This is a genomic window from Herbaspirillum sp. RTI4 (genome assembly GCF_034313965.1).
In the GTDB taxonomy this organism is placed as follows: Bacteria; Pseudomonadota; Gammaproteobacteria; order Burkholderiales; family Burkholderiaceae_D; genus Herbaspirillum.
On sequence record NZ_JAVIWQ010000002.1, the window covers coordinates 2,172,098 to 2,193,394 of the forward strand.

General features: G+C 55.9%; 22 protein-coding genes and 1 tRNA gene. 13 read left to right on the plus strand and 10 right to left on the minus strand.

Annotated elements, in window-relative coordinates; translation table 11 throughout:
- Positions 1 to 12 precede the first annotated feature (12 nt).
- Positions 13 to 768 carry a serine O-acetyltransferase gene (cysE, locus tag RGU70_RS09845; protein WP_322209219.1) on the plus strand — a complete coding sequence of 252 codons (756 nt, stop codon included), beginning with the start codon at positions 13 to 15 and terminating at the stop codon, positions 766 to 768.
- A gap of 131 nt (positions 769 to 899) precedes the next feature.
- Here the strand turns inward: cysE and RGU70_RS09850 are convergent, their stop codons facing one another.
- The 5 genes from RGU70_RS09850 to RGU70_RS09870 form a co-directional block, all read right to left on the minus strand.
- Positions 900 to 1,697 carry a UDP-2,3-diacylglucosamine diphosphatase gene (locus RGU70_RS09850; RefSeq protein ID WP_322209220.1) on the minus strand — a complete coding sequence of 266 codons (798 nt, stop codon included), beginning with the start codon at positions 1,695 to 1,697 and terminating at the stop codon, positions 900 to 902.
- A gap of 9 nt (positions 1,698 to 1,706) precedes the next feature.
- On the minus strand, positions 1,707 to 2,195 hold the full coding sequence (locus tag RGU70_RS09855; protein ID WP_322209221.1) for a peptidylprolyl isomerase: 489 nt from the start codon (positions 2,193 to 2,195) through the stop codon (positions 1,707 to 1,709).
- Positions 2,196 to 2,260: 65 nt separating this feature from the next.
- On the minus strand, positions 2,261 to 2,821 hold the full coding sequence (locus RGU70_RS09860; protein ID WP_416186561.1) for a peptidylprolyl isomerase: 561 nt from the start codon (positions 2,819 to 2,821) through the stop codon (positions 2,261 to 2,263).
- Between the two features lie 53 nt (positions 2,822 to 2,874).
- The gene (locus tag RGU70_RS09865) at positions 2,875 to 4,110 is read right to left on the minus strand and encodes a L,D-transpeptidase family protein (protein WP_416186502.1); all 1,236 of its coding nucleotides are present in this window, start codon (positions 4,108 to 4,110) and stop codon (positions 2,875 to 2,877) included.
- 2 nt (positions 4,111 to 4,112) lie between these two features.
- Complete coding sequence (locus tag RGU70_RS09870) at positions 4,113 to 5,441, minus strand: tetratricopeptide repeat protein (RefSeq protein ID WP_322209223.1); 1,329 nt, start codon at positions 5,439 to 5,441, stop codon at positions 4,113 to 4,115.
- A gap of 172 nt (positions 5,442 to 5,613) precedes the next feature.
- Here RGU70_RS09870 and cysS point away from each other — a divergent pair, with 172 nt between their 5' ends.
- The 4 genes from cysS to tilS are packed head-to-tail and all read left to right on the plus strand — an operon-like array spanning position 5,614 to position 10,211.
- Complete coding sequence (gene cysS / locus RGU70_RS09875; protein WP_322209224.1) at positions 5,614 to 7,017, plus strand: cysteine--tRNA ligase; 1,404 nt, start codon at positions 5,614 to 5,616, stop codon at positions 7,015 to 7,017.
- The gene (locus RGU70_RS09880; protein WP_322209226.1) at positions 7,002 to 7,670 is read left to right on the plus strand and encodes a DNA-3-methyladenine glycosylase; all 669 of its coding nucleotides are present in this window, start codon (positions 7,002 to 7,004) and stop codon (positions 7,668 to 7,670) included. Before cysS ends, RGU70_RS09880 begins: the two co-directional genes overlap by 16 nt.
- Positions 7,671 to 7,726: 56 nt before the next feature.
- Positions 7,727 to 8,707 (plus strand): acetyl-CoA carboxylase carboxyltransferase subunit alpha, encoded by a 981-nt coding sequence (locus tag RGU70_RS09885; RefSeq protein WP_322209227.1) that lies wholly within the window; start codon positions 7,727 to 7,729, stop codon positions 8,705 to 8,707.
- A 1-nt stretch (position 8,708) separates the two neighbouring features.
- The gene (gene tilS / locus RGU70_RS09890; protein WP_322209228.1) at positions 8,709 to 10,211 is read left to right on the plus strand and encodes a tRNA lysidine(34) synthetase TilS; all 1,503 of its coding nucleotides are present in this window, start codon (positions 8,709 to 8,711) and stop codon (positions 10,209 to 10,211) included.
- Positions 10,212 to 10,313: 102 nt separating this feature from the next.
- Here the strand turns inward: tilS and RGU70_RS09895 are convergent, their stop codons facing one another.
- The 4 genes from RGU70_RS09895 to RGU70_RS09910 all read right to left on the minus strand — a co-directional run bounded on the left by RGU70_RS09895 (position 10,314) and on the right by RGU70_RS09910 (position 11,525).
- Complete coding sequence (locus tag RGU70_RS09895) at positions 10,314 to 10,553, minus strand: hypothetical protein (protein ID WP_322209229.1); 240 nt, start codon at positions 10,551 to 10,553, stop codon at positions 10,314 to 10,316.
- 87 nt (positions 10,554 to 10,640) lie between these two features.
- Positions 10,641 to 10,874, minus strand: a complete 234-nt coding sequence (locus RGU70_RS09900; RefSeq protein ID WP_322209231.1) for a hypothetical protein — start codon at positions 10,872 to 10,874, stop codon at positions 10,641 to 10,643.
- 89 nt (positions 10,875 to 10,963) lie between these two features.
- Positions 10,964 to 11,197: a hypothetical protein gene (locus RGU70_RS09905; protein ID WP_322209232.1), complete on the minus strand. Its 234-nt coding sequence runs from the start codon at positions 11,195 to 11,197 to the stop codon at positions 10,964 to 10,966.
- A gap of 175 nt (positions 11,198 to 11,372) precedes the next feature.
- Positions 11,373 to 11,525 (minus strand): DUF3096 domain-containing protein, encoded by a 153-nt coding sequence (locus RGU70_RS09910; protein WP_322209233.1) that lies wholly within the window; start codon positions 11,523 to 11,525, stop codon positions 11,373 to 11,375.
- 575 nt (positions 11,526 to 12,100) lie between these two features.
- On the opposite strand from RGU70_RS09910, the gene RGU70_RS09915 reads away from it, so the two are divergent.
- The gene (locus RGU70_RS09915; RefSeq protein WP_322209234.1) at positions 12,101 to 13,984 is read left to right on the plus strand and encodes a methyl-accepting chemotaxis protein; all 1,884 of its coding nucleotides are present in this window, start codon (positions 12,101 to 12,103) and stop codon (positions 13,982 to 13,984) included.
- 287 nt (positions 13,985 to 14,271) lie between these two features.
- Positions 14,272 to 15,141, plus strand: a complete 870-nt coding sequence (locus tag RGU70_RS09920) for an ADP-polyphosphate phosphotransferase (protein ID WP_322209236.1) — start codon at positions 14,272 to 14,274, stop codon at positions 15,139 to 15,141.
- A 53-nt stretch (positions 15,142 to 15,194) separates the two neighbouring features.
- Here RGU70_RS09920 and RGU70_RS09925 read toward each other — a convergent pair whose 3' ends face one another.
- Positions 15,195 to 15,632 carry a lysozyme inhibitor LprI family protein gene (locus RGU70_RS09925; protein WP_322209237.1) on the minus strand — a complete coding sequence of 146 codons (438 nt, stop codon included), beginning with the start codon at positions 15,630 to 15,632 and terminating at the stop codon, positions 15,195 to 15,197.
- A 273-nt stretch (positions 15,633 to 15,905) separates the two neighbouring features.
- On the opposite strand from RGU70_RS09925, the gene RGU70_RS09930 reads away from it, so the two are divergent.
- From RGU70_RS09930 to RGU70_RS09955, 6 genes are all read left to right on the plus strand, one after another.
- Positions 15,906 to 16,460, plus strand: coding sequence for a hypothetical protein (locus tag RGU70_RS09930; protein ID WP_322209238.1), 555 nt, complete (start codon positions 15,906 to 15,908; stop codon positions 16,458 to 16,460).
- 178 nt (positions 16,461 to 16,638) lie between these two features.
- The gene (locus tag RGU70_RS09935) at positions 16,639 to 17,889 is read left to right on the plus strand and encodes an aspartate kinase (protein WP_322209239.1); all 1,251 of its coding nucleotides are present in this window, start codon (positions 16,639 to 16,641) and stop codon (positions 17,887 to 17,889) included.
- Between the two features lie 104 nt (positions 17,890 to 17,993).
- Positions 17,994 to 18,087, plus strand: a tRNA-Ser gene (locus RGU70_RS09940).
- A gap of 124 nt (positions 18,088 to 18,211) precedes the next feature.
- Complete coding sequence (locus tag RGU70_RS09945) at positions 18,212 to 19,471, plus strand: alpha/beta hydrolase family protein (RefSeq protein WP_322209240.1); 1,260 nt, start codon at positions 18,212 to 18,214, stop codon at positions 19,469 to 19,471.
- A 107-nt stretch (positions 19,472 to 19,578) separates the two neighbouring features.
- The gene (locus RGU70_RS09950) at positions 19,579 to 20,352 is read left to right on the plus strand and encodes an ABC transporter ATP-binding protein (protein ID WP_322210758.1); all 774 of its coding nucleotides are present in this window, start codon (positions 19,579 to 19,581) and stop codon (positions 20,350 to 20,352) included.
- A gap of 20 nt (positions 20,353 to 20,372) precedes the next feature.
- Complete coding sequence (locus tag RGU70_RS09955) at positions 20,373 to 21,287, plus strand: ABC transporter permease (protein ID WP_416186503.1); 915 nt, start codon at positions 20,373 to 20,375, stop codon at positions 21,285 to 21,287.
- Positions 21,288 to 21,297: the final 10 nt, after the last annotated feature.

The following is a 21,297-nucleotide window of genomic DNA, read 5'->3' on the forward strand; positions in this document are numbered from 1 at the left end:
GACTTCTGATTTATGTTTAGCAGACTGCGTGAAGACATTCACCACATCATCGAACGCGACCCTGCGGCCCGCAATGCCTGGGAGGTGCTGACTTGCTATCCCGGCTTGCACGCCATCATGCTGCACCGGTTGGCAGCCTGGTGCTGGGGGATGGGACTCAAGTGGGCCGGGCGGTTCATATCTCAAGTGGCGCGCTGGTTCACCGGCATAGAAATCCACCCCGGAGCCAGCATTGGCCGCCGGGTTTTCATCGATCATGGCTTTGGTGTGGTGATTGGTGAAACAGCCGTGGTAGGGGACGATTGCACTATTTATCAGGGCGTTACCCTGGGCGGAACGTCACTGACCAAGGGCAGTAAACGCCATCCGACACTGGATGTCGGCGTTATCGTGGGGGCCGGTGCGCAGATATTAGGCGGATTTACCGTCGGCGCAGGTGCCAAGATCGGTTCCAATGCCGTGGTCGTCAAGGAAGTCCCTCCTGGCGCAACGGCAGTGGGCAATCCGGCCCGAATCGTGCAAAAGAGCGCCGGCGATAAGCTTGACGGTGTGACGACGGCCACTGAGCTGTTTACCGCCTACGGCGTGACGGTCAACGGCGACGATCCGCTATCCAAGGCATTGCATGGCTTGATTCAGCAAGCGACAGTGCAGCAAAAGCAGATGGATACGGTACTGGCAGCTTTGAAAGCTTCAGGGATTTCCTGTGAAAAATTGCTGGAAATAGAAAAATTCAACGCCGAGCAGTTGAACAAACTGGTGGACTAATAGGGGTGGGTAGTCGCGCTGACCTTGTAGCGTTTTACAGCGCTGCTCAATGTTGTCGGCGCAATCAGGTGCTTCTGCTGCCCTTTTTTTTACTAGTACTGAGTGCCTTCAGCAGAGTAGTTTTCCCTTACTTATCCCGGGATGATTTCGCCATCCACATCGTAACGCTGCAATACGCCATCGCCACCTAGCGTGATCCAGCCCCCTCTTGCAGGTTCGGCATCGTAATCCCAATCAGGCAAGACATAACGCAGGCGTTCACCGTTTGCGCCGGCATGGACATGCAGCGCCGGGCGATGCGTATGGCCGTGAATCAGAATGTTGGTATCCACGCTATCGAATAGCGCATCGATCGCCGCGCCATTCACATCCATGATTTCTTCCGTTTTTTCACTGGTAGCGGCCTGACTGTTCTTGCGCAAGCCTTCAATGATGGCCTTGCGCTGAGCCAGCGGCAGTGCGAGGAAAGTCTTTTGCCAGTCTGCCTGCCGGACCTGCTGGCGGAAGGCCATGTAGCTCGTATCGTCGGTACATTGCGCATCGCCGTGCGCCAGCGCGATACGCAGACCTGCGCTATCGAGAACAAAGGGATCGGGCAGCAGCGTTAAGCCTGCTGCCGCAGCAAAATCGGCACCGGCCAGAAAATCGCGGTTGCCGGCAATCCAGAATATCCCCACGCCAGCGTCGCTGACCTGCCGCAGCGCTTGCGCTACGGTATGGTTGAAGGGGGTAGTGAGATCGTCGTCGCCGGCCCAGTATTCGAAAATGTCGCCTAACAAGAATAACTGGCTTGTCTGCATTGCCTGCTCTTGCAGGAAGCGGAAAAAGCGGTCGGCCGTGCGCGGCAGCGACGCCTGCAAATGCAAGTCGGAAACAAAAAGCGCAACCGTGGAAGGTTGCGCTGCGCTGATCGAGTTCAGAGCGGGCATGATGACCGTTTAGATGACTTCAGCTTTTTCAATCACGACGTCTTCGCTTGGCACATCGGCAAACATGCCGGTACGCGTCGTCTTGACGGCCTTGATTTTATCGACCACATCGGTGCCTTCAGTCACCTTGCCGAAAACGCAATAGCCCCAGCCGTCCTGACCAGGATGATCCAGAAAACCATTGTTCTTGATATTGATAAAGAACTGCGCGGAAGCTGAGTGCGGATCGCTGGTGCGGGCCATGGCCAAGGTGTACGGCGTGTTCTTCAAACCGTTTCCAGCTTCATTTTCTACTGGCGCATTGGTTGGCTTTTGTTTCATGCCTGGCTCGAAACCGCCGCCCTGGACCATGAAACCGTCGATGACACGGTGGAAGATGGTGCCGTTGTAGTGGCCGCTATTGACATAGGCGAGAAAATTCTCAACCGTCTTTGGTGCTTTTTCAGCATCGAGTTCTATCGTGATATTGCCGTGATTCGTGGTAAGCAGAACAGCCATGAAAACATCCTTAAAAATGGAGGGGTAAAAGGGAACGCAAAAAAAGCGATCCTGATTGGGAGGCCTTATTTGACCAGGCTTGCCGTCTCGATGACGATCGGTTTGGTAGGCACATTCTGGAACATGCCCATGTTAGTGGTGGACGTTTGCTTGATCTTATCGACCACGTCGGAGCCGCTGATGACTTTGCCGAAGACGCAATAGCCCCATCCATCACTACCCGGGTAATCCAGCATGCTGTTGTCGGCGACATTAATGAAAAATTGCGCCGTGGCGGAGTGGGGCGCGCCAGTGCGGGCCATGGCAATGGTGTAAATCTGGTTTTTCAGTCCGTTTTTGGCTTCATTGCGGATGGGCGCGCGGGTGGGCTTTTCGTTCATGTTGCTGTCAAACCCGCCACCCTGAATCATGAAGCCGCTGATGACGCGATGGAAAATGGTACCACTGTACTGGCCATCTTTCACATAGCGCAGAAAATTGGCGACGGTCTCAGGCGCTTTCTCCGGGTAAAGTTCGATCACGATATTGCCCATGGACGTCTTGAGCAAGACTTGCTGGGCAGCAGCAGCGGTGGCAGCCGATGCCGGCGGCAAGGGCGACAGCGCGAGCAATGCTGCAGCGACCATGCCGGACAAAATAACGCGGCGGGGAGTGATTTTTTTTATGGTGGTGAGAGACATCAGGCAATTCCTTCGTAAACGATTTTCCATTCAGCGCCTTCTTTGACCCAGTACTGGCGCTTGCGTGTGATGCTTTTGCTTTTGCCGACCCAGCTTTCCTGGGTAAAGGTGCTGACGATCATGTCGTCGCGTCCCGGATAAAGAAACTGGCTTATATCGTGCAACTTGACGCTCTGGATACGCGCGCCGTTCAGCATTTTTTGCTGGCGGGCGAACCAGGCGCTCAGATTTTCACCAATATTGGAGCGAAAGTTGGCGGAATAACTGCCTAGCAATTTTTCAGTACTCGGCGCTTCCAGCGCCTGCTGCCAGCCGTTGAGCAGCTTGTTGGCGCTGGCTTTTTCACGGGCCCAGTCTTCCTTGTCGATGAACTCGACGTGTTCGCTGATGACGACTGCTGTCTTGCCCATGGCGGTGAGCGCATACAAGCTTTGCAGATCGGGATTGGTCAGCACGACGCAGCCGTCCGAAGACAGTGGCGGCCGGCTGTAGTTGTTCGATGGCGTGCCATGCAGCCAGATGCCGGAGCCGCTGCGGCCGTTTCGTTTATCCCATTCATTGGGATAGCTGAGCGGCAGCGCGCCGGGACCGTAAAACTCGGGCAGCTTGGGGCCGGGTATGCGGCCGTTGACGTAGTACACCCCAATGGGCGTGCGCTGATCGCCTTCCTTGGTTTTATTGACGCCCAGCTTGCCTTGCGAGATGTAGAAGTCGGACAGCAGTTTTAATTCGCCGCCATGATTTTCATACACATACAGGCGCGAACGCTTGGTATCGACGAACAACACGTTTTTCTGGTCGTCGCCAATCTGCAGCATCGACTTGGGAATCATCTGCGGGTCAGGCCGGTGTTGCTGAGATTTCAGTCGGACGATGGCTTCGGCGCGCAAATCCTTGAGTTTTTCCGGCGGGGCATCGGCGACCGCACCCAGCGTATTGACAGGCCGGGCGTGCATCATCAACAGGTCGCCCCGGACCAGGTGGCCGAGCCGGAAATTCGGATAGGCCTGCACCAAGGCATCGGCCTTGGCCTGAGCGCTGCTTAGCCGGTCGGCCGCCATATCCTTGTAGATCGAACGTAGCAAGGTCTCGGGATTTTGCTGGATCGTCGCCTGCATCGACGGCTGCGGCGCCGGGGAGGCAGCCTCGCCGTTGAGCATGCATAGCGCACTCAGACCCAGTAGCAGCCGGGCGCAGCCGGATGCCGTTTTTCCGAGAGAGGGCCTCGCGTTCATTGTCATCCTCCGGTGCGTTCTTGTTTGATATACCAGCGATTACCCTGTTTAACCATGACAAGCGTCTTGCGAGTATCTGCCGTGAGGCGGTTGGAGGTATAAATCTGACGGAAACTCACTACTGCATTGCCAGCCTTGGCGGTAATTTTGAAGGCTTCGACATGGACATCAATACTGCCCTTGTTTTCAATACGCGCGCGGCGGCCCTCAGCCCACTGTTTGCGGGTTTCGCCTTTGGGCGGTTCAAAATCGGCGCTGTAGTAAGACAGATAGCCCTTGACGTCCTTATCGCCCCACGACTTGGCCCAGCCATTGATGGCCGACATGATGGCGGTGCGATCCTGGGTATCCACGCCGGCGGTTTTTTCTGCTGCTTTATCAGCAGCTTTGGCGGCGGCTTTTTCTGCGGCCTTGTCGTTGCCTTTGGCTGTCGCTGCCGCTTTTTCGCTGGCTTTGGCTGCGGCTTTTTCAGCCGCCTTGTCGACCGGTTTATCTACGGGTTTTTCAGCCGGCTTGGGTTTCGCCGAGGCTAGCGGCGGCAGCTCCGGTTTCAGCTTGGTTTCCGGTTTCGTTTCTGGTTTCGATGCGGTAGGTGCGGCCGGCTTGACGTTTGGCTTCACATCCGGTTTCACGTCCGCTTTGGCTGTTGGGGGCGGGGTAAGGTCTGGTTTGTCCTGCTTGCGCTCCACCTTGGCTGGGAGCGGCGTTTCCTTGTAACTGAATGGTTCCGCGTTGCTGGCCAGTTTAGGATTGGTGCCGCCGGTAAAGTTGCCGCTCAGAGCCCGTACCAGATTGAGCTTGGGAGGCGCTGCCGTACCGCCGGTATCGGCTTGCAGTGCTTTGTCGTAGGCCTGGCTGGCCAGTTTGGCATACACGTCGCCCAGATTTTCATACGCGGTGGCGTAGATGGGGTTGGTACGGATGGCCATATCGAGCGCTACGCGCGCCTTGTCGTACTGGCCTGCCGCGGCATACAGCACGGCCAGGTTGTTGTAGGGCTCGGGTAAATCGGGAAAATCGTCGGTCAGTTTGGCGAATACGGCAATCGCTTCGACTGATTTGTTTTGTTCCGCCAGGATCAGGCCGCGATAAAATCGCAGCTGGGCGTCGCGTGGATGGCGCGCCAGCAAGGCGTCGGTTTTACCCAGCGCTTCGCTCAATTTTCCGCTGCGCATCAGTTTGTTGACGTCCTCGACCTCACCGGCCGCAGACGGACCCAGGTGCAATATTGCCAGGAAACCAAGCATGCCAAGCTGGATGGAAGGCTTGCTCCATATCCCGTGCAAGCGAAACCGCAATTTGTTGTTATAGGAGGAGAGCGGTATTTTCATCAATGCTATACTCGAACGAAAAGAAGCATTTTAACAAAGAAGCCTGTAAAAAGCTTTTGGCAATCTTGTTGTTCCCGTATTGTTTGCCGCATGTAATACACCGATGCGGAAAACAGCGCGATGTAACTCCCCTTATGCAACAACGATCAGTCGAAACAAATTTTCCCCATTGATGAGCAGCCTAAAAATTTATAACACGCTGGCGCGTGAGAAGCAGCTTTTTGTCCCCATCGTTCCTGGAACGGCACGCCTGTATGTGTGCGGGATGACCGTTTACGACTATTGCCACCTCGGTCATGCCCGTGTGATGGTGGTGTTCGACATGGTCCAGCGCTGGTTGCGGGCGTCGGGTCTGGCCGTCACTTATGTCCGCAATATCACCGATATAGACGACAAAATCATCCGGCGCGCGCTGGAAAACAAGGAAACCATCGGTCAGCTGACCTCCCGTTTTATTGCCGCCATGGATGAGGATGCCGCCGCGCTCGGCGTGCAAAAGCCCGACCATGAACCGCGTGCGACGGCTTACGTGCCGCAGATGCTGGGCCTGATCGGCCAGCTGGAGCGCAACGGACTGGCCTATCTGGCCGAGGATGGCGACGTCAATTATTCGGTACGGGACTTTCCCGGCTACGGCAAGCTGTCCGGAAAATCGCTCGACGATCTGCGTGCCGGTGAGCGGGTGGAGGTCAATACCGGCAAACGCGATCCGCTCGATTTCGTGCTGTGGAAGGCCGCCAAAACGAATGAGCCAGAGGAAGTCAAATGGAATTCGCAATGGGGTCAGGGACGTCCCGGCTGGCACATTGAATGTTCCGCCATGGCGGGCGATCTGCTGGGCGAGCATTTCGATATTCACGGCGGCGGACAGGATCTGCAATTTCCCCATCATGAAAACGAAATTGCACAGTCCGAGGGCGCGCACGGCCATGCTTTCGTGAATTACTGGATGCACAACGGCTTTGTGCGCATCGACAATGAAAAAATGTCGAAGTCGCTAGGTAATTTTTTCACCATCCGCGATGTACTGAAAAATTACGATGCCGAAGTGGTGCGCTTCTTCATTTTGCGGGCCCACTACCGCAGCCCGCTTAACTATTCCGATGCCCATCTCGATGACGCCCGCCAGGCGCTGAGTCGCTTGTACACCGCGCTGAAAGAAGTGGACATGCCGGACCCCATCGCTATCGACCCCTTGCAGGCGCACGCCGTGCGTTTCGTCGAGGCCATGAACGATGACTTCAATACCCCTCTGGCACTGGCCGTTTTGTTCGACCTGGCCAATGAAGTCAATCGCACCGGTTCGCAGCTGCTGGCCGCGCAACTCAAGGCGCTGGCCGGAGTGCTTGGTTTGCTCGGTCGCGATCCGACGGCCTTTCTGCAGGGACGTCCTGCGGATGCCGGCAGTGCCGATGCTGCCGATGACGTCGTAATTTTGGAGCGCATTGCCGCCCGCGCCGCCGCCAAAGCAGCAAAAGACTTTGCCGCTGCCGACGGTATCCGCGCCGCTTTGCTGGCCGATGGCATCGTGCTGGAAGATCAATCCGGCGGTCGAACCGCATGGCGGAGAAGTTGAGCGCCGTTGGAAAGACTCCCCCCGACGCGATCTATCGCGTGCCTGATTACTGGGAGCAAGCCAAAAGCGAACTCATGAAGCGCGACCGCATCATGCGTAAACTGATACCGCAATTCGGTGATTTGCATTTGACCGGGCGCAGTGAAGCTTTTGCCACTTTGGCGCGTTCTATCATCGGTCAGCAAATTTCGACCAAGTCGGCCGAAGCGGTCTGGCAACGGTTTTTGCTGGTCTGCCCCAAATGTTCGCCGGCACAGGTATTGAAGGCCGGAAATGAAAATCTGGCATTATGCGGTCTGTCCAAGCGCAAAGCGGAGTACATCCTCGACCTGGCCGAGCATTTCAAGGCCAAGCGTGTCCATGCGGATAAGTGGATAGAGATGGCCGACGAGGACGTGATTGCCGAAATGATCCAGATTCGCGGCATAGGACGCTGGACAGCGGAGATGTTCCTGATATTTAATCTGCTGCGTCCGAATATTCTGCCGCTGGACGACGTGGGCTTGCTCAAGGGCATTAGTAATAATTATTTTTCCGGCGAGCCCGTTTCACGCAGCGATGCGCGAGAAGTGGCCGCCAATTGGGAACCGTGGCGTACCGTTGCCACCTGGTATCTGTGGCGCAGTCTGGAACCGGTCCCGGTAGTTTATTAATTGTGTATTCGTATTCATGCACTACATCTGCCAATTTATTGGCCTGAAGGAACAGGATGAGCAAATCGACAACGACCTTTCTCGGCTTTGAACAAGCCATCGCGGAACTCGACTCAAAAATCGAAGAACTCCGCTTTGTGCAAGACGATTCAGCCGTGGATATCTCCGAAGAAATCGACCGCCTGGTGGTGAAAAGCCAGCAGTTGACCAAAGACATCTACGCCAAGCTCACCCCTTGGCAAGTATCGCAAATCGCCCGCCATCCGCAGCGGCCGTACACCATGGATTACGTCAACCAGATGTTTACTGACTTCCATGAGCTGCACGGCGACCGTACTTATGCCGACGATCTTTCCATCGTCGGTGGACTGGCCCGCTTCAACGGCCAGGCCTGCATGGTCATCGGTCATCAAAAAGGACGCGATACCAAGGAACGCGCACTGCGCAATTTCGGCATGCCCAAGCCCGAGGGATACCGCAAGGCGATGCGACTGATGAAAGTGGCCGAAAAATTCGGTCTGCCAATTTTCACCTTTGTCGATACCCCCGGCGCCTTCCCCGGCATTGACGCCGAAGAACGCGGCCAGTCGGAAGCCATCGGCCACAATCTGTACGTCATGGCCGAACTGAAAGTGCCGCTGATCGCCACCATCATCGGCGAGGGCGGCTCCGGCGGGGCGCTGGCTATTGCGGTCGGCGATTCGGTACTGATGCTGCAATACGCCACTTACTCGGTGATTTCGCCTGAAGGCTGCGCTTCGATTTTATGGAAAACGGCCGACCGCGCCTCCGATGCCGCCGAAGCGCTGGGTCTGACGGCGCATCGTTTGAAAGCCATGGGCCTGATCGACAAAATCGTCACCGAACCCTTGGGCGGCGCGCATCGCGATCCAAAACAGATGGCTTCGCTGCTCAAGCGGGCGCTGGCCGATACCTTGCGTCAGTTCCAGGGTGTCAAGAGCAAGGATTTGTTGGCCGCGCGCCATGAAAAATTGATGAGCTACGGCAAATTCAAGGAACTGAATCCACAGGACTAAGATGGCCGCAGCACAACCCGCGGCCGCAACGGCTATCGCCGCCGGCGTCGAACAGACGCTGTACCGGATAGCCCGCGAACACGCAGCACCCTCCCAACTCATCCCGACTACGACTACGACTGCTGCGCTGTCTGCCCCCGGCAACAGCGAAGCGCCGCCCTTGCCCGAAGCGGCATTCGTCGCACGCTTTCCGGTCGTCGCGGTGGCTTACAGCGGCGGCCTCGATTCTTCTGTTTTGCTCGATATCGCGCAGTCGTTCGCGCAACGGCATGGCGTGACGTTGCTGGCCTTTCATATTCATCACGGTATTAACGAGCAAGCCGATGCATGGCTGGCGCATTGCGAGCAAACCTGCGCGCAGCGCGGTGTGCGTTTCGATGCCCGCCGTATCGCCTTGCACAACAGCGAAGACAGCGGCATCGAAGAAGCCGCTCGCCTCGGACGCTACGCTGCCTTGGGCGAACTGTGTCGCCAGCATCAGGTGAGCTTGTTGCTGACCGCGCACCATCTGGACGATCAGGCCGAAACCGTTTTGCTGCAACTGTTGCGCGGGGCAGGCGTTGCCGGCTTATCCGGCATGGATAGCGCCAATACCGCCGCTGCTTTGCTGGGCGATGCGCAACTGCTGATTGCCCGGCCGCTACTCACACTGGCCCGCAGCGATCTCGAACGGTATGCCCAAGCACAGGGCATTACCAATGTTGAAGATCCCTCCAATGCCGATACCCGTTATGCCCGCAATGCGCTGCGGCACCAGGTCATGCCGGTGCTGGACGCCAGCTTTCCCGGCTTCCAGCACCGGTTTTCCCGCGCCGCTCGTCACATGCAGGCGGCACAGCGCTTGTTGGTCGAACTGGCGCAGCAGGATCTGGCGCGCTGCGCGCAGGGTTCAACCTTGAACGTGCCATTACTGGCAGAACTGAATGCCGATCGGCTCGATAACCTCTTGCGTTATTGGTTTGCCGAACGCGGTTTGCGCATGCCTTCATCGGCGTGGTTGCAAGAATTACGCAGTCAATTGCTGGAAGCGAAATCCAGCGCCCAGTTGTGCGTCACGCATCCTGCCTGCCATATTCGACGTCACCGCGACCGGGTGTACCTGACGCCGCGCCGCGCCCCAGTGCCGGAAGAAATGGAAGCGAGCCTGTTCCGCTGGAACGGCGAATCGCAGCTGGACATGCCGGCGTATGGCGGTACCTTGCATATCGAACCGGCCTTGACCGGAATCGATCCCGACTGGCTGCGCGCGCAGCCGCTGGCGCTGGCTTATCGTAGCGGCGGCGAACGACTCCGGATTGCCGCCAACCGTCCCGCCAAGAGTTTGAAATATCACTATCAAACGCTCGACATTCCCGCCTGGGAGCGTCCTTATCTGCCACTGGTCACTGCGGCGGAGGCGATGGTCTACGCAGCTGGCATCGGCCATGATTGCGGCGTCATCAGCGAAGGACCGGGGCGCGTACTCTTGCGCTGGCAGGATGCGTATTTCATGGCACCGCAATAAGGCCTCTTCTGCATTTTCATTTTCATCCACGCCGCTTAACTTTCCTTCAGACGTAAAAAAACCCGACGGCAATTACCGTCGGGCATGGGTATTGCTATGCAATTACTTGGCAGGTACTGCGGCAGTCGGGGTTGCTGCAGGAGCTGCTTTTTCAGTTTTGCTGGTTTTTGCCTTCTTGACGTGCTTGGCCTTTGGCTTGGCAGGTGTTGTTGCCTCAGTCGTGGTGGTTGTCGTGGTTGTTGCGGCTGGCTTGGTAGCAGGCGCAGCGGCAGGCGATTGCGCAAAAGCTGGCAGTGTCAAAGCGGACAACAGAGCGACGAGCAGGATGGATTTGGATTTCATGATGTTTTCCTCAGAGAGTGATATTCGTGGGTAGTTATCGCTTGCCATGCACTTTCAGTGTGCGTCGGTGCATGGCGGATTACGGTATTACTTAGCAGGTGTCGCAGCAGCTGGCATTGCGGCCGGAGCAGCTTTTTCAGTCTTGCTGGTTTTTGCCTTCTTGACGTGCTTGGCCTTGGCTGGTGCTGCTGCTTCAGTCGTGGTCGTTGTTGTGGTCGTTGCGGCTGGCTTGGCAGCAGGTGCAGCGGCAGGCGATTGAGCAAATGCTGGCAGTGTCAAAGCAGACAGCAGAGCGACGAGCAGGATGGATTTGGATTTCATGATGTTTTCCTCAGAGAGAGTGATATTCGTGGGTAGCTGTCGATTGCCATGCACCTGCAGTGTGCATCAGTGCATGGCGGATTACGGTATTACTTGGCAGGGGTGGCGGCGGGTGTCGCGGCCGGAGCTGCTTTTTCCGTCTTGACGGTCTTGGCTTTATGTTTGGTGTGCTTGACCTTGGCCGGTGTTGCTGCCTCAGTGTTAGCTGGGGTGGTCACGGCTGGCTTGGTGGCAGCGGCAGGTGCTGCGGCTGGAGATTGGGCAAATGCTGGCAGTGTCAGAGCGGACAGCAGAGCGACGAGCAGGATCGATTTCGATTTCATGATGTTTCCCTCAGAAGTGGAGTGGTATGTTTCGGCGCCTGCCTGAATGCCGCGCCGTACTACCAATAACGACGCGCAGCTTCAGGCGCTGACACGGAGTTGTTTCATCTTCTGCGAATGTTGTAACAAGAAATCATGCGCGCCGATGAGGTCCGTTCTTGCTGAGGGAAAGCGATTACAGATGCAGCGTGCCGACGCCGACCAGGCCGACGACGCCGATGATGATCAGATACATCGCAATAATGAAATTGAGCAATCGCGGCATGACCAGGATCAGGATGCCGGCGATCAGGGAAGCGAGGGGGCCGATGGAGAGGTGGAGGTTCATGGTGGGATCCTGATGAGTGATTAATGGAGCGGCCATGGTACAGCACCCGATGTGCTGGTTCACAGGTCGGACATCGACAGGACGATTAGTCGGGATGCGGCGACTTCAGTTGCCTCTTATTACGCTGGGCAGTGAATGACGGGGGCTTGTCAGGGACAGTTTTCGATAAATCTATATTTTTTAACCGCTGTGCTGTCGTGAAATAGCGGTTCAGTTATTTTTCAAAAACAAGAATTTTTATTATTTGTAATTAATATTGCAATATGGAAATTATTTAATTTATTAGTTAATTGAAAGTAAATATTGCTTTTTATATATACATAAATCACAATCAATTTTTATTTAATTTATATTTAAATAAAAATATATTATTGAATAAATCAAAATAAATATATTTAAAATGGAAGGGGGGATAATGCTAATGACGGTTGTCTGCCGCCCGAGCGACTTAAATTCCCTGCAAGTAATTTTTTAATTATTTGCAGTTATGAATAAAAAATTTTAATAAAAGGTCACTCGTGCTTAAAAACTGGTTTTCACCCGGAATGCGATTAATGCGCAGTTTGCGCATGCCAATGAAATTTTCCATTATCGTCATTACTTTGCTCATACCACTGGCAATGCTTTTGTATTTGTATGTCAGCAAAGCCAACGAAGATATTGCTTTCGCCAGGTCGGAATTAATCGGTGTGCGTTATCACAAGCAAACCAACCCCTTGATGGATTCCATATTGCAACAGCGGGGGCAAAGCCTGCTGCTCTTGCTTGGCATGGAGGACAAGGCGCAGTCAGCCGCTGCCGTGGCTATCATCGACCGCCAGTTATCCCTGCTGGAAACGGAGTTGAGTGCGGACGATCCTTTCAAGCTCCTTCCTCAGTTACAGAAAATCAAGGCCGCCTGGACGAAAGCCTTCCAAACCCAATACACGGACGTTAATCAGATTACGGCGCAATACACCGCAGTCAATAACACGCTCATGGAGTTTCGCCGGCAGATATCGGAAGAATCGCAGCTGGCGCTGGATCCTGATGCGGATAGCTATTATTTAATGCTTGCGACGACGGATAAATTGCCGTTGGCCATCCAGAGTCTGGCGCCGTTACGGGGCTTGGTGACGTACATTGCCGCACAACCGGATCAAGCGTTGCCGATTCGTTTGCGCGTCGCGGCTTTCCGGTCTGTGCTTCAGATGGCACTGGAAGATTCCCGCGATGCATTGAAACGTGTGGCGAAGGCAACGCCTTCCTTGCTCACCCATGTGGATGCCAGGCAGCTGGATGCGACAGATAAATATCTGGCGCGCGTTCAGTCTTCCATCATGGATGCCGTCAGCACAGACGGCAAGAGCATCTATGCCGAAGGGACATCCGCGATGGGCCAGATATCCTCACTGAATGTCTCGGCTCTGGATGCGCTCAAAGTGGCATTGGAAAATCGGATCGAGCAACTGGTCCTGCGACGTAACAGCATGCTGGGCGGGGTGGTCTTCGCGCTGTTGCTTGCAGCCTATGCTTTGCTGGCTTATTTTTTCTCTGCGCAAAACGGTTTCAAGGGGATTATCAATCGGGTTGACCGGCTTGGTGTGGGCGATTTATCTCCCTCCAAAAAATCGACCGGCGACGATGAAATATCGGACACCATCAATGTCCTGCGCAAGAGCATTATTTCGCTGGCCTTGATTGTCAAAGGGGTGCGTGAATCGGCCGACTCTATCAGCGTGGCGACTTCGCAAATCGCGGCGGGCAATTTGGACTTGGCGGAGCGCGGTTCGCAAACTGCCAGCACGGTACAGCAGGCGTCGGCCAACATGAATTCGCTGGCGGTGAAAGTGTCGCAGAATCTGGAAAATGCCACGCAGGCGAATCAACTGGCGCATTCGGCGCTGGATGTGGCCAGCAAGGGCGAATCGATTGTTTCTGCGGCCGTCGGCGTGATGGAAAAAATCACTATTTCGTCCAAAAAAATTGGCGATATTACCGAAGTCATTAATGGCATTGCCTTCCAGACGAATATTCTGGCGCTGAACGCCGCAGTCGAGGCGGCGCGCGCCGGTGAACAAGGTCGGGGATTCGCCGTCGTCGCCACCGAAGTGCGCAGTCTGGCGCAGCGAAGCGCTGGTGCCGCCAAGGAAATCGGCGATCTGATTCGTGAATCCATCGGCAATGTCGATGAAGGGTCACGGTTCATCATTAACGCAGGCTCAACGATGAAAGAAATTTTGACATCAGTCCAGCGTGTGACCGACATCATGGAAGGGATTACCGAAGCGTCCCATGCGCAGTCCCAGGAAATATATGTGATGGCCGGCGCGGTCGGCGAAGTCGATGCCAGCACTCAGCAAAATGCCGCCATGGTGGAGGAAATTTCCGCTGCGGTGACATCGCTCAAAGAGCGCGCCGATTTCCTGGCTGCATCGGTACAGACTTTCCGGCTGGAAGGGGAATTTCTGCTTGCCTGAGTTTGCCCGGCGTTTTCCTTTAGCTTTTTTCCTTAACCTTATCGCTTGAGCGAAAGACGCCGGAGCGTCCGATTCAGGACCTGCATGCTTGACGTATGATGCAAGACCAGAGCCATTCTGGTCTGAGCGCACAGTCGCCGCCCTATTGCTTTCACGCATAGACGCGCACTTCTTGTTTGCATGGCATTGCGCTTCACATCCATTTTTGGGGTAGGGCACTCAGACCGGAACTGTACTTGTCAGCGCGCATTTCAAGCCGTATTTTCTGCTTCGTCCAAAGGGTAACGATGAACATCAACATTGACAATTTCCGCGTGCAAGAGGGCAGTGTGGTTGCCCTCCAGGAATGGCCGACACTGGTGGCGCCCGTGTATAAATCAAAGGCGCATTACCAAAGGATTTTGTCCGAGCATGTGCAGCAACTGAGTGCGCTACAACAGCTTTTATTTGCGTCCAACCGGCATGCCGTACTGCTGATTTTTCAGGCCATGGATGCGGCGGGAAAAGATGGCGTCATCAAGCATGTGATGTCGGGGGTGAATCCGCAAGGCTGTCAGGTATTCAGTTTCAAACATCCCAGCCCGGCGGAATTGCAGCATGATTTTTTGTGGCGCAGCGCCCGCGATCTGCCGGAGCGTGGGCAGATCGGCATTTTCAATCGTTCATATTACGAAGAGGTGCTGATTGCGCGCGTGCATCCCCACATCCTGCACGGCGAAGAGCTACCGCTGACGGCCGCCGGTAAAAAAACTTTATGGCTGGATCGCTTCCGCTCCATCACCAGTCTGGAGCAACATCTCGAGGCCAATGGCACCAAGATCATTAAATTTTATTTGCATGTATCGAAAGAAGAGCAGCGCAAGCGTCTGCTGGAGCGCATTGATGAGCCGGATAAAAACTGGAAATTCAGCCAGGCCGATATCGAAGAACGGAAATTCTGGCCGCAGTACATGGCCGCTTATGAAGCCTGCCTTGGCGCGACCAGCACTGCCAGCTCGCCGTGGCATGTGATTCCGGCGGACGACAAGCAAAATGCGCGGCTGATCGTGTCGCAGATTGTGGTCAATACGCTGGCCGGATTGGGAATGGCCTACCCGAAAACAACGGCGGCACGGCGCGCCGAACTGGCGGCTATCCGCAAGCAGCTCGCAAAATGAGCGCTGGCGCGGCTCATTGCGTATGAGTAGAGCAGTGGCCATCGCAGGGCTGTTTAGCGCTGGCAGGTGCCGTCTGGTGCCTGGCAGTTAATCATTTCCTGCAAGTCTCTGGACCGGGTCTTGGTCAGTTCGCTCAGGCAGATGGCACGTTGCATGGATTGGATGGAGCCGCCTTCCCATTCCGCGGCTTTGAAGCGGCAGGACAGGTCGCGGTATTTGATCCACGCCATTTGCACGTCGCGCAGCTGGTTTTGCCGGGGAGTGTTCGAGAGGCTGCTGCGATACTGCAAATACAGCTTATTGAGTTGGCGGTCTGCGCGGCCCAGATCGTCGTCCGCACATTTGTTCATGTCGGCTTGAGTTTCGGCTTTGTTGCAATCGACGGCTATCGTGCTGGTGGCGGTTGCCGGAGGTGCTGCCAGTGAGTTTGCCGCAATCAAAATCAAGGGAGCGGTCAGGCAGGCGCAAAGAAGGCGATGGATGGAATTCATGGTGTCCTAAGGGTTGCGGGCGTGGAAAGCAGGCGAATGCCAGAGGGTTTTCATCCTACTCCCCTGCGCCTTTCATGCGGCAGTGAAGGACGCGGGCCGCTATTGTGCCTTGTTTGCATTGGTGTTGAAAGATGTGCTCTACAAGGCGCTGAAGAGCCCGGATGGAACAAAATTCCCGCTCGATCGGTCTGGCAGGCGATAATAGCGGTTGGCACGATCGAACAATAGCGCGTTGACTACGACGCGCGCGCTCTACTGAATGGAAAATTTATTTTGAATACGACGACAACCAAACCCGCCAAGACCACCCGCACCAAGCGTTGGGACGGCAAAATTGACAGCCTGACTCCGGCTTATCTGAAGAGCGTTACGGAACAAATGGATACGTATGGCGACCGCGTGCAATTTGCGATTGGCAGCGGACAACGTCCTCACTATCTGGTCATCAATCGTTCCGAGAAAAAAATCGCGTTTGACAGCAATAGTCATTTGCTTCAGCCCGCGGATGATGAATTTGACGGCGCGAACGCCACCGCAATCTATACGCTGGAACAAGTGCAGGCCGTTATCGCCAGCGGCGGCAAGCGTCCGGCAGCACCACGCGCCGCGCGCACCACCAAAGCTGCCGGCACCCCTGCTGCCCGTGGCATTACCGCAGCCGCCCGTGCGCGGGAAGCGATCGATACGGAAAAATATACGTATTACAAGACTAACCGGCAAACCCTGCCGGCTGCTATCGGCGAGCATTCCGAAGAAATTGCGCAATTGATGTCCAAGGGCATGTCGGCGGAACAAGCTTTCGGTGACGTTCTCAAGAACCACTTCTGATTGACCCCGCGGAGCGGTTCCGGCAGCTTGAACGCATGCCGGGGCGCTCTCTTGCGACAGCTCCTGTGAAAAGCCCCGCCTTCCTTGTTCTTTTCCCGGGCGAACGGTAAAATCCAAGGCTTTTCCGCGCACTCCATTTTTAATCCCGTCGAACTACGCGACTCTCTTTTTACCTCTTATGGCTTTATTCGTTCATAAATACGGCGGCACTTCGATGGGCTCGACCGAGCGCATCAAGAATGTCGCCCTCCGTGTTGCCAAGTGGCACGATGCAGGGCACCAGATTGTGGTGGTGCCATCGGCCATGTCGGGAGAAACCAACCGTTTGCTCGGTCTGGCGCGCGAAATCATGCCGCAACCCGATCAGCGCGAACTGGATATGCTGGCCGCTACCGGCGAGCAGACTTCCGTGGCGCTGCTGGCCATTGCGTTGCATGCGGTCGGTAAAGAGGCGGTCTCGTACGCCGGATGGCAAGTGCCGATTCTTACCGATTCCGCTTTCGGCAAGGCACGCATCCAGTCGATCGATGACGTCAAGGTGCGCAAGGATCTCGATGCAGGAAAGATCGTGATCATTACCGGCTTCCAGGGAATGGATGAAGACGGCAATATCACCACGCTGGGACGCGGCGGTTCCGACACTTCCGCTGTCGCTGTAGCGGCGGCAATGGGCGCGGCAGAATGCCTGATTTATACCGATGTCGATGGCGTCTATACCACCGATCCACGGGTCGTCAGCGACGCGCGCCGGCTCAAGACCGTCACGTTCGAGGAAATGCTGGAAATGGCATCGCTGGGTTCCAAGGTATTGCAGATTCGTTCCGTCGAATTCGCCGGCAATTACAAAATGCCGACCCGTGTCCTGTCCTCGCTGACCGACCCCCTGATGCCGCTGGAGGTGGAAACCGTCTCCGGCACCCTGATTTCGTTTGAGAAAGAGTCTTCCATGGAACAAGCCACCATCACCGGCATCGCCTTCAGCCGCGACGAAGCCAAAATTACCATTCTTGGCGTGCCGGACCGTCCAGGCATCGCTTATCAGATCCTCGGCCCTGTGGCAGACGCCAATATCGAAGTGGACATGATCATTCAGAATCAGTCCGTGGATGGCAAAACCGATTTCACCTTTACCGTTTCGCGCGCCGACTACCTCAAGTCCAGTCAGGTGCTGGAAGCCAGCGTCAAGTCGCACATTGGCGCAGGCAGCATTGCGGGCGATACCAAGGTGTCGAAAGTGTCGGTCGTTGGCGTCGGGATGCGCAGCCATGTCGGGATTGCCTCGCAAATGTTCCGTACGCTGTCGGAAGAGGGCATCAATATCCAGATGATTTCCACTTCGGAAATTAAAATTTCGGTGCTGATCGACGAAAAATACATGGAGTTGGCAGTTCGTTCGCTGCACAAGGCATTCGGTTTGGAAAACGACTGAATTTCCTCTGCCCAACATGCATATCGTGATTGACCAACGCGGCATGAGAAGCTATCATGCTGGACTTTACCGGGGCGAGTAGTTGTAACGCTTGCCTCCAGTGTGGAGATGTGGCCGAGTGGTCGAAGGCACTTCCCTGCTAAGGAAGCATATGGGCTTAAACCTGTATCGTGGGTTCGACTCCCACCATCTCCTCCAGAAATTCGTAGTCAGGCGTTTTGCGACGCTTAAAAAAGCCGCTTTTTTCTTCGGGGAAAAGCGGCTTTTTTGTTGCCGGTTTTTCCTCCTCAGTTTGTCCTCCAGCGGAATTGCATTGGATAACATGGCGCTCCTCCACATGACTGGTTTCCCGCTGTCGCACCGCTATCCACATGGTCGTTGGCGTCGATGGGCGGCGTGGTATGTCTTGTCGGGCTTTTTCTGCTGCCTATCGATTGCCCATGCGCAGACGGCAGTCGAGACCGAGCTGGATCAAGCATTGCATGAACAAGTCCTGGACATTCCCGGCGATCCGGTTCGCCCGGTCATGCTCCAAGTCACCATGTTCAAGCCGGACGGTCCCGGTCCGTTTCCGCTGGCGGTGATTAACCACGGTAAAGACCGGGGCGATCCCCGTATGCAGCCGCGTTATCGTTCCGCCTACATTGCGCGCTATTTTGTCTCGCGCGGCTATGCTGTGGTGCTACCCATGCTGCGAGGCTTTGCCGGGTCTGGCGGGACGTTTAGCTATCAAGGCTGCGATGCCGAAGGGGAGGGCCTCAGTCAGGCCCGTGACATTTTGTCGGTGATTGCTTACATGACACGGCAACCCGAAATTGATGCCGGCCGCATCGTTGTTGCGGGCCAGAGTTACGGCGGCTGGAATACGCTGGCGCTGGGATCGTTGAACGTCAATGGCGTACGCGCACTGGTGAATTTTTCCGGCGGACGCAATGCCGCATTTTGTCCTGCCTGGCCAAGCGATCTGGCGACCGGCGCCCGTCACTACGGGCAGCGCACTCGCGTACCGTCCCTCTGGCTTTACGGTGACAATGATCGCTGGTTTCCTGCGGCCACCTGGCGCGAAATGTATCGCCAATATCGCGATGCCGGAGGCCCTGCCGAGCTGGTGGCCTACGGACGCTTTCATAACGATGCCCATGAATTGATCGGATCAATCGAGGCGCTGCCGCTATGGGTGCCACGAATCGATGCTTTTTTAACCCGGGCGGGTTTGCCGGGCAGGGAAGTGCAGGCCGGAGTGCTGCCGATGCTGTATCCCGCGGCGACGGGCTTCGCCAACATCGATGCCATCGACGCTATCCCTTTTCTCAACGAGCCGGGCCGCAAGGCCTATGCCGCGTTTCTTGCCTTGAAAATTCCCCGGGTATTCGTCATTGCCGCGGATGGGCTGTCAGTCACCTCGCAGGGCGGTCTGGACCCCCTGGCGCGCGCGCTGGAACTGTGCAGGAAAAACAGTCACGACTGCCGCGCTTACGCTATCAATGAGCAGGTCGTCTGGTCTGAAAACGCAGCGCTGCTGTCCGGCAGCAAGCCGCGTGAGGAAGCGCTGTCATCGGAAGTCATTCACGCTCACGATTGAGCACCCGGATTTCATTTTTAATTGCCCGCCTGGTCGCTTAAGGCTCTAGTATCTGGGCACGCATTAATAAAAAATCCGGAGACCATGTGACCGCCCCTACCGACTTCATTCCAGCAGCCGCAGCGCTGCCGCCACCCTTGCTGGAAATCGACAACGTGACGCTGCAATACAAAACCAGCGATTTTCTGGTGACGGCGGCGCGGCAAGTCAGCTTTAATGTCTACCCCTCAGATCGCTATATTTTGCTGGGCCCCTCGGGTTGCGGCAAATCGACGCTGCTTAAGGCCATCGGCGGCTACATCCAACCGACGCAGGGCGAGATTCGCTTGCAGGGCAAGAAAGTCAGCGTGCCGGGGCCGGATCGGATGATGGTATTTCAGGAGTTCGATCAGCTGCTGCCCTGGAAAACCGTTCGTCAGAATGTCGAATTCGCCTTGCATGCCAGCGGCCGTCTGAAAGGCCGTGAAGCCGTCGAGCGCGCCGCCTATTACATCGAGAAGGTCGGTCTGGCCAAATTCATCGACAGTTATCCGCACATGCTGTCGGGCGGCATGAAGCAGCGGGTCTCGATTGCACGCGGCATGGCAATGGAACCGGCGGTCTTGCTGATGGACGAGCCCTTCGCTGCGCTCGACGCCCTGACGCGCCGCAAGATGCAGGACGAGTTGCTGCGACTGTGGGACGACACGCGTTTTACCGTGTTGTTCGTCACCCACTCCATCGAAGAAGCGATCCGCATCGGCACGCGCATCCTGTTGCTGTCGCCGCATCCGGGGCAGGTCAAGGCCGAGCTCAACAGCATTTCCGCCGAAGAGATGGGAACTGCCAGCCAGGCCCAGCTGGAAACGCGCATCAATGACATGCTGTTCGCCCAGCCATGAAGGCCGACATGAAAACTGACATGACTACTCCTACCCCTACTTCTGCTACTTCTGCTGCTTCTGCTACTTCTTCCGCCTTGCCGGTGTTTCGTCCGGAAATCCTTCTCCAGCCACAACAAGGGGAAATGGCGCAAGTGCAACGGCCTTTATCCACCTTCGACAACCTGTATCAAAAAAGCTGGCTGCGTAAGCTGGTGATTTTGCTGGCGCTGGCGCTGCTGTGGGAAATCTACGGCCGCTGGCTCGATAATCCGCTCCTGTTTCCCTCTTTCAGCCAGACGCTGGCGGCATTTTTTACCGATATCGGCAATGGCATTCTGTTGCAGCGCGCCGCCGTATCGATGCAGACTTTGCTCATCGGCTACAGCATGGGCATTGTGCTGGCGACCTTGCTGACCACTTTCGCCATCGGTTCCAAAATCGGCACCGATTTCCTCGAAACGCTGACGTCCATGTTTAACCCTTTGCCAGCGATTGCACTGCTGCCGCTGGCGCTGATCTGGTTCGGCCTCGGCACGGGCAGCATTATTTTCGTGCTGGTGCATTCGGTGCTGTGGGCGGTGGCGCTTAATATGCACAGCGGTTTCCGGGCGGTGTCCCAGACCATGCGAATGGTGGGGCAGAACTACGGATTGAAAGGCTTTACGCTGGTGCGGCTGATCCTGATTCCAGCGGCGTTCCCCAGCATCCTGACCGGACTGAAAGTCGGCTGGGCCTTTGCCTGGCGCACGCTGATTGCGGCGGAACTGGTCTTTGGCGTATCGTCCGGCACGGGCGGGCTGGGCTGGTATATTTTCGAAAATCGCAATCAACTGGAAACGCCGAATGTGTTTGCTGGGCTGTTGTTCGTGATCCTGATCGGTTTGTTCGTGGAAAACATCGTCTTTGCTGCCATCGAAAATCGCACCATCCATCGCTGGGGAATGCAGAACTAAAAGGACCTGG

What these genes read in the sequence shown, in the direction of transcription:
- cysE (WP_322209219.1), top strand. Translation starts at nt 13, where the DNA reads ATGTTTAGCAGACTGCGTGAAGACATTCACCACATCATCGAACGCGAC.
- RGU70_RS09850 (WP_322209220.1), bottom strand. Translation starts at nt 1,697, where the DNA reads ATGCCCGCTCTGAACTCGATCAGCGCAGCGCAACCTTCCACGGTTGCG.
- RGU70_RS09855 (WP_322209221.1), bottom strand. Translation starts at nt 2,195, where the DNA reads ATGGCTGTTCTGCTTACCACGAATCACGGCAATATCACGATAGAACTC.
- RGU70_RS09860 (WP_416186561.1), bottom strand. Translation starts at nt 2,821, where the DNA reads ATGGTCGCTGCAGCATTGCTCGCGCTGTCGCCCTTGCCGCCGGCATCG.
- RGU70_RS09865 (WP_416186502.1), bottom strand. Translation starts at nt 4,110, where the DNA reads ATGAACGCGAGGCCCTCTCTCGGAAAAACGGCATCCGGCTGCGCCCGG.
- RGU70_RS09870 (WP_322209223.1), bottom strand. Translation starts at nt 5,441, where the DNA reads ATGAAAATACCGCTCTCCTCCTATAACAACAAATTGCGGTTTCGCTTG.
- cysS (WP_322209224.1), top strand. Translation starts at nt 5,614, where the DNA reads ATGAGCAGCCTAAAAATTTATAACACGCTGGCGCGTGAGAAGCAGCTT.
- RGU70_RS09880 (WP_322209226.1), top strand. Translation starts at nt 7,002, where the DNA reads ATGGCGGAGAAGTTGAGCGCCGTTGGAAAGACTCCCCCCGACGCGATC.
- RGU70_RS09885 (WP_322209227.1), top strand. Translation starts at nt 7,727, where the DNA reads ATGAGCAAATCGACAACGACCTTTCTCGGCTTTGAACAAGCCATCGCG.
- tilS (WP_322209228.1), top strand. Translation starts at nt 8,709, where the DNA reads ATGGCCGCAGCACAACCCGCGGCCGCAACGGCTATCGCCGCCGGCGTC.
- RGU70_RS09895 (WP_322209229.1), bottom strand. Translation starts at nt 10,553, where the DNA reads ATGAAATCCAAATCCATCCTGCTCGTCGCTCTGTTGTCCGCTTTGACA.
- RGU70_RS09900 (WP_322209231.1), bottom strand. Translation starts at nt 10,874, where the DNA reads ATGAAATCCAAATCCATCCTGCTCGTCGCTCTGCTGTCTGCTTTGACA.
- RGU70_RS09905 (WP_322209232.1), bottom strand. Translation starts at nt 11,197, where the DNA reads ATGAAATCGAAATCGATCCTGCTCGTCGCTCTGCTGTCCGCTCTGACA.
- RGU70_RS09910 (WP_322209233.1), bottom strand. Translation starts at nt 11,525, where the DNA reads ATGAACCTCCACCTCTCCATCGGCCCCCTCGCTTCCCTGATCGCCGGC.
- RGU70_RS09915 (WP_322209234.1), top strand. Translation starts at nt 12,101, where the DNA reads ATGAAATTTTCCATTATCGTCATTACTTTGCTCATACCACTGGCAATG.
- RGU70_RS09920 (WP_322209236.1), top strand. Translation starts at nt 14,272, where the DNA reads ATGAACATCAACATTGACAATTTCCGCGTGCAAGAGGGCAGTGTGGTT.
- RGU70_RS09925 (WP_322209237.1), bottom strand. Translation starts at nt 15,632, where the DNA reads ATGAATTCCATCCATCGCCTTCTTTGCGCCTGCCTGACCGCTCCCTTG.
- RGU70_RS09935 (WP_322209239.1), top strand. Translation starts at nt 16,639, where the DNA reads ATGGCTTTATTCGTTCATAAATACGGCGGCACTTCGATGGGCTCGACC.
- RGU70_RS09945 (WP_322209240.1), top strand. Translation starts at nt 18,212, where the DNA reads ATGGCGCTCCTCCACATGACTGGTTTCCCGCTGTCGCACCGCTATCCA.
- RGU70_RS09955 (WP_416186503.1), top strand. Translation starts at nt 20,373, where the DNA reads ATGACTACTCCTACCCCTACTTCTGCTACTTCTGCTGCTTCTGCTACT.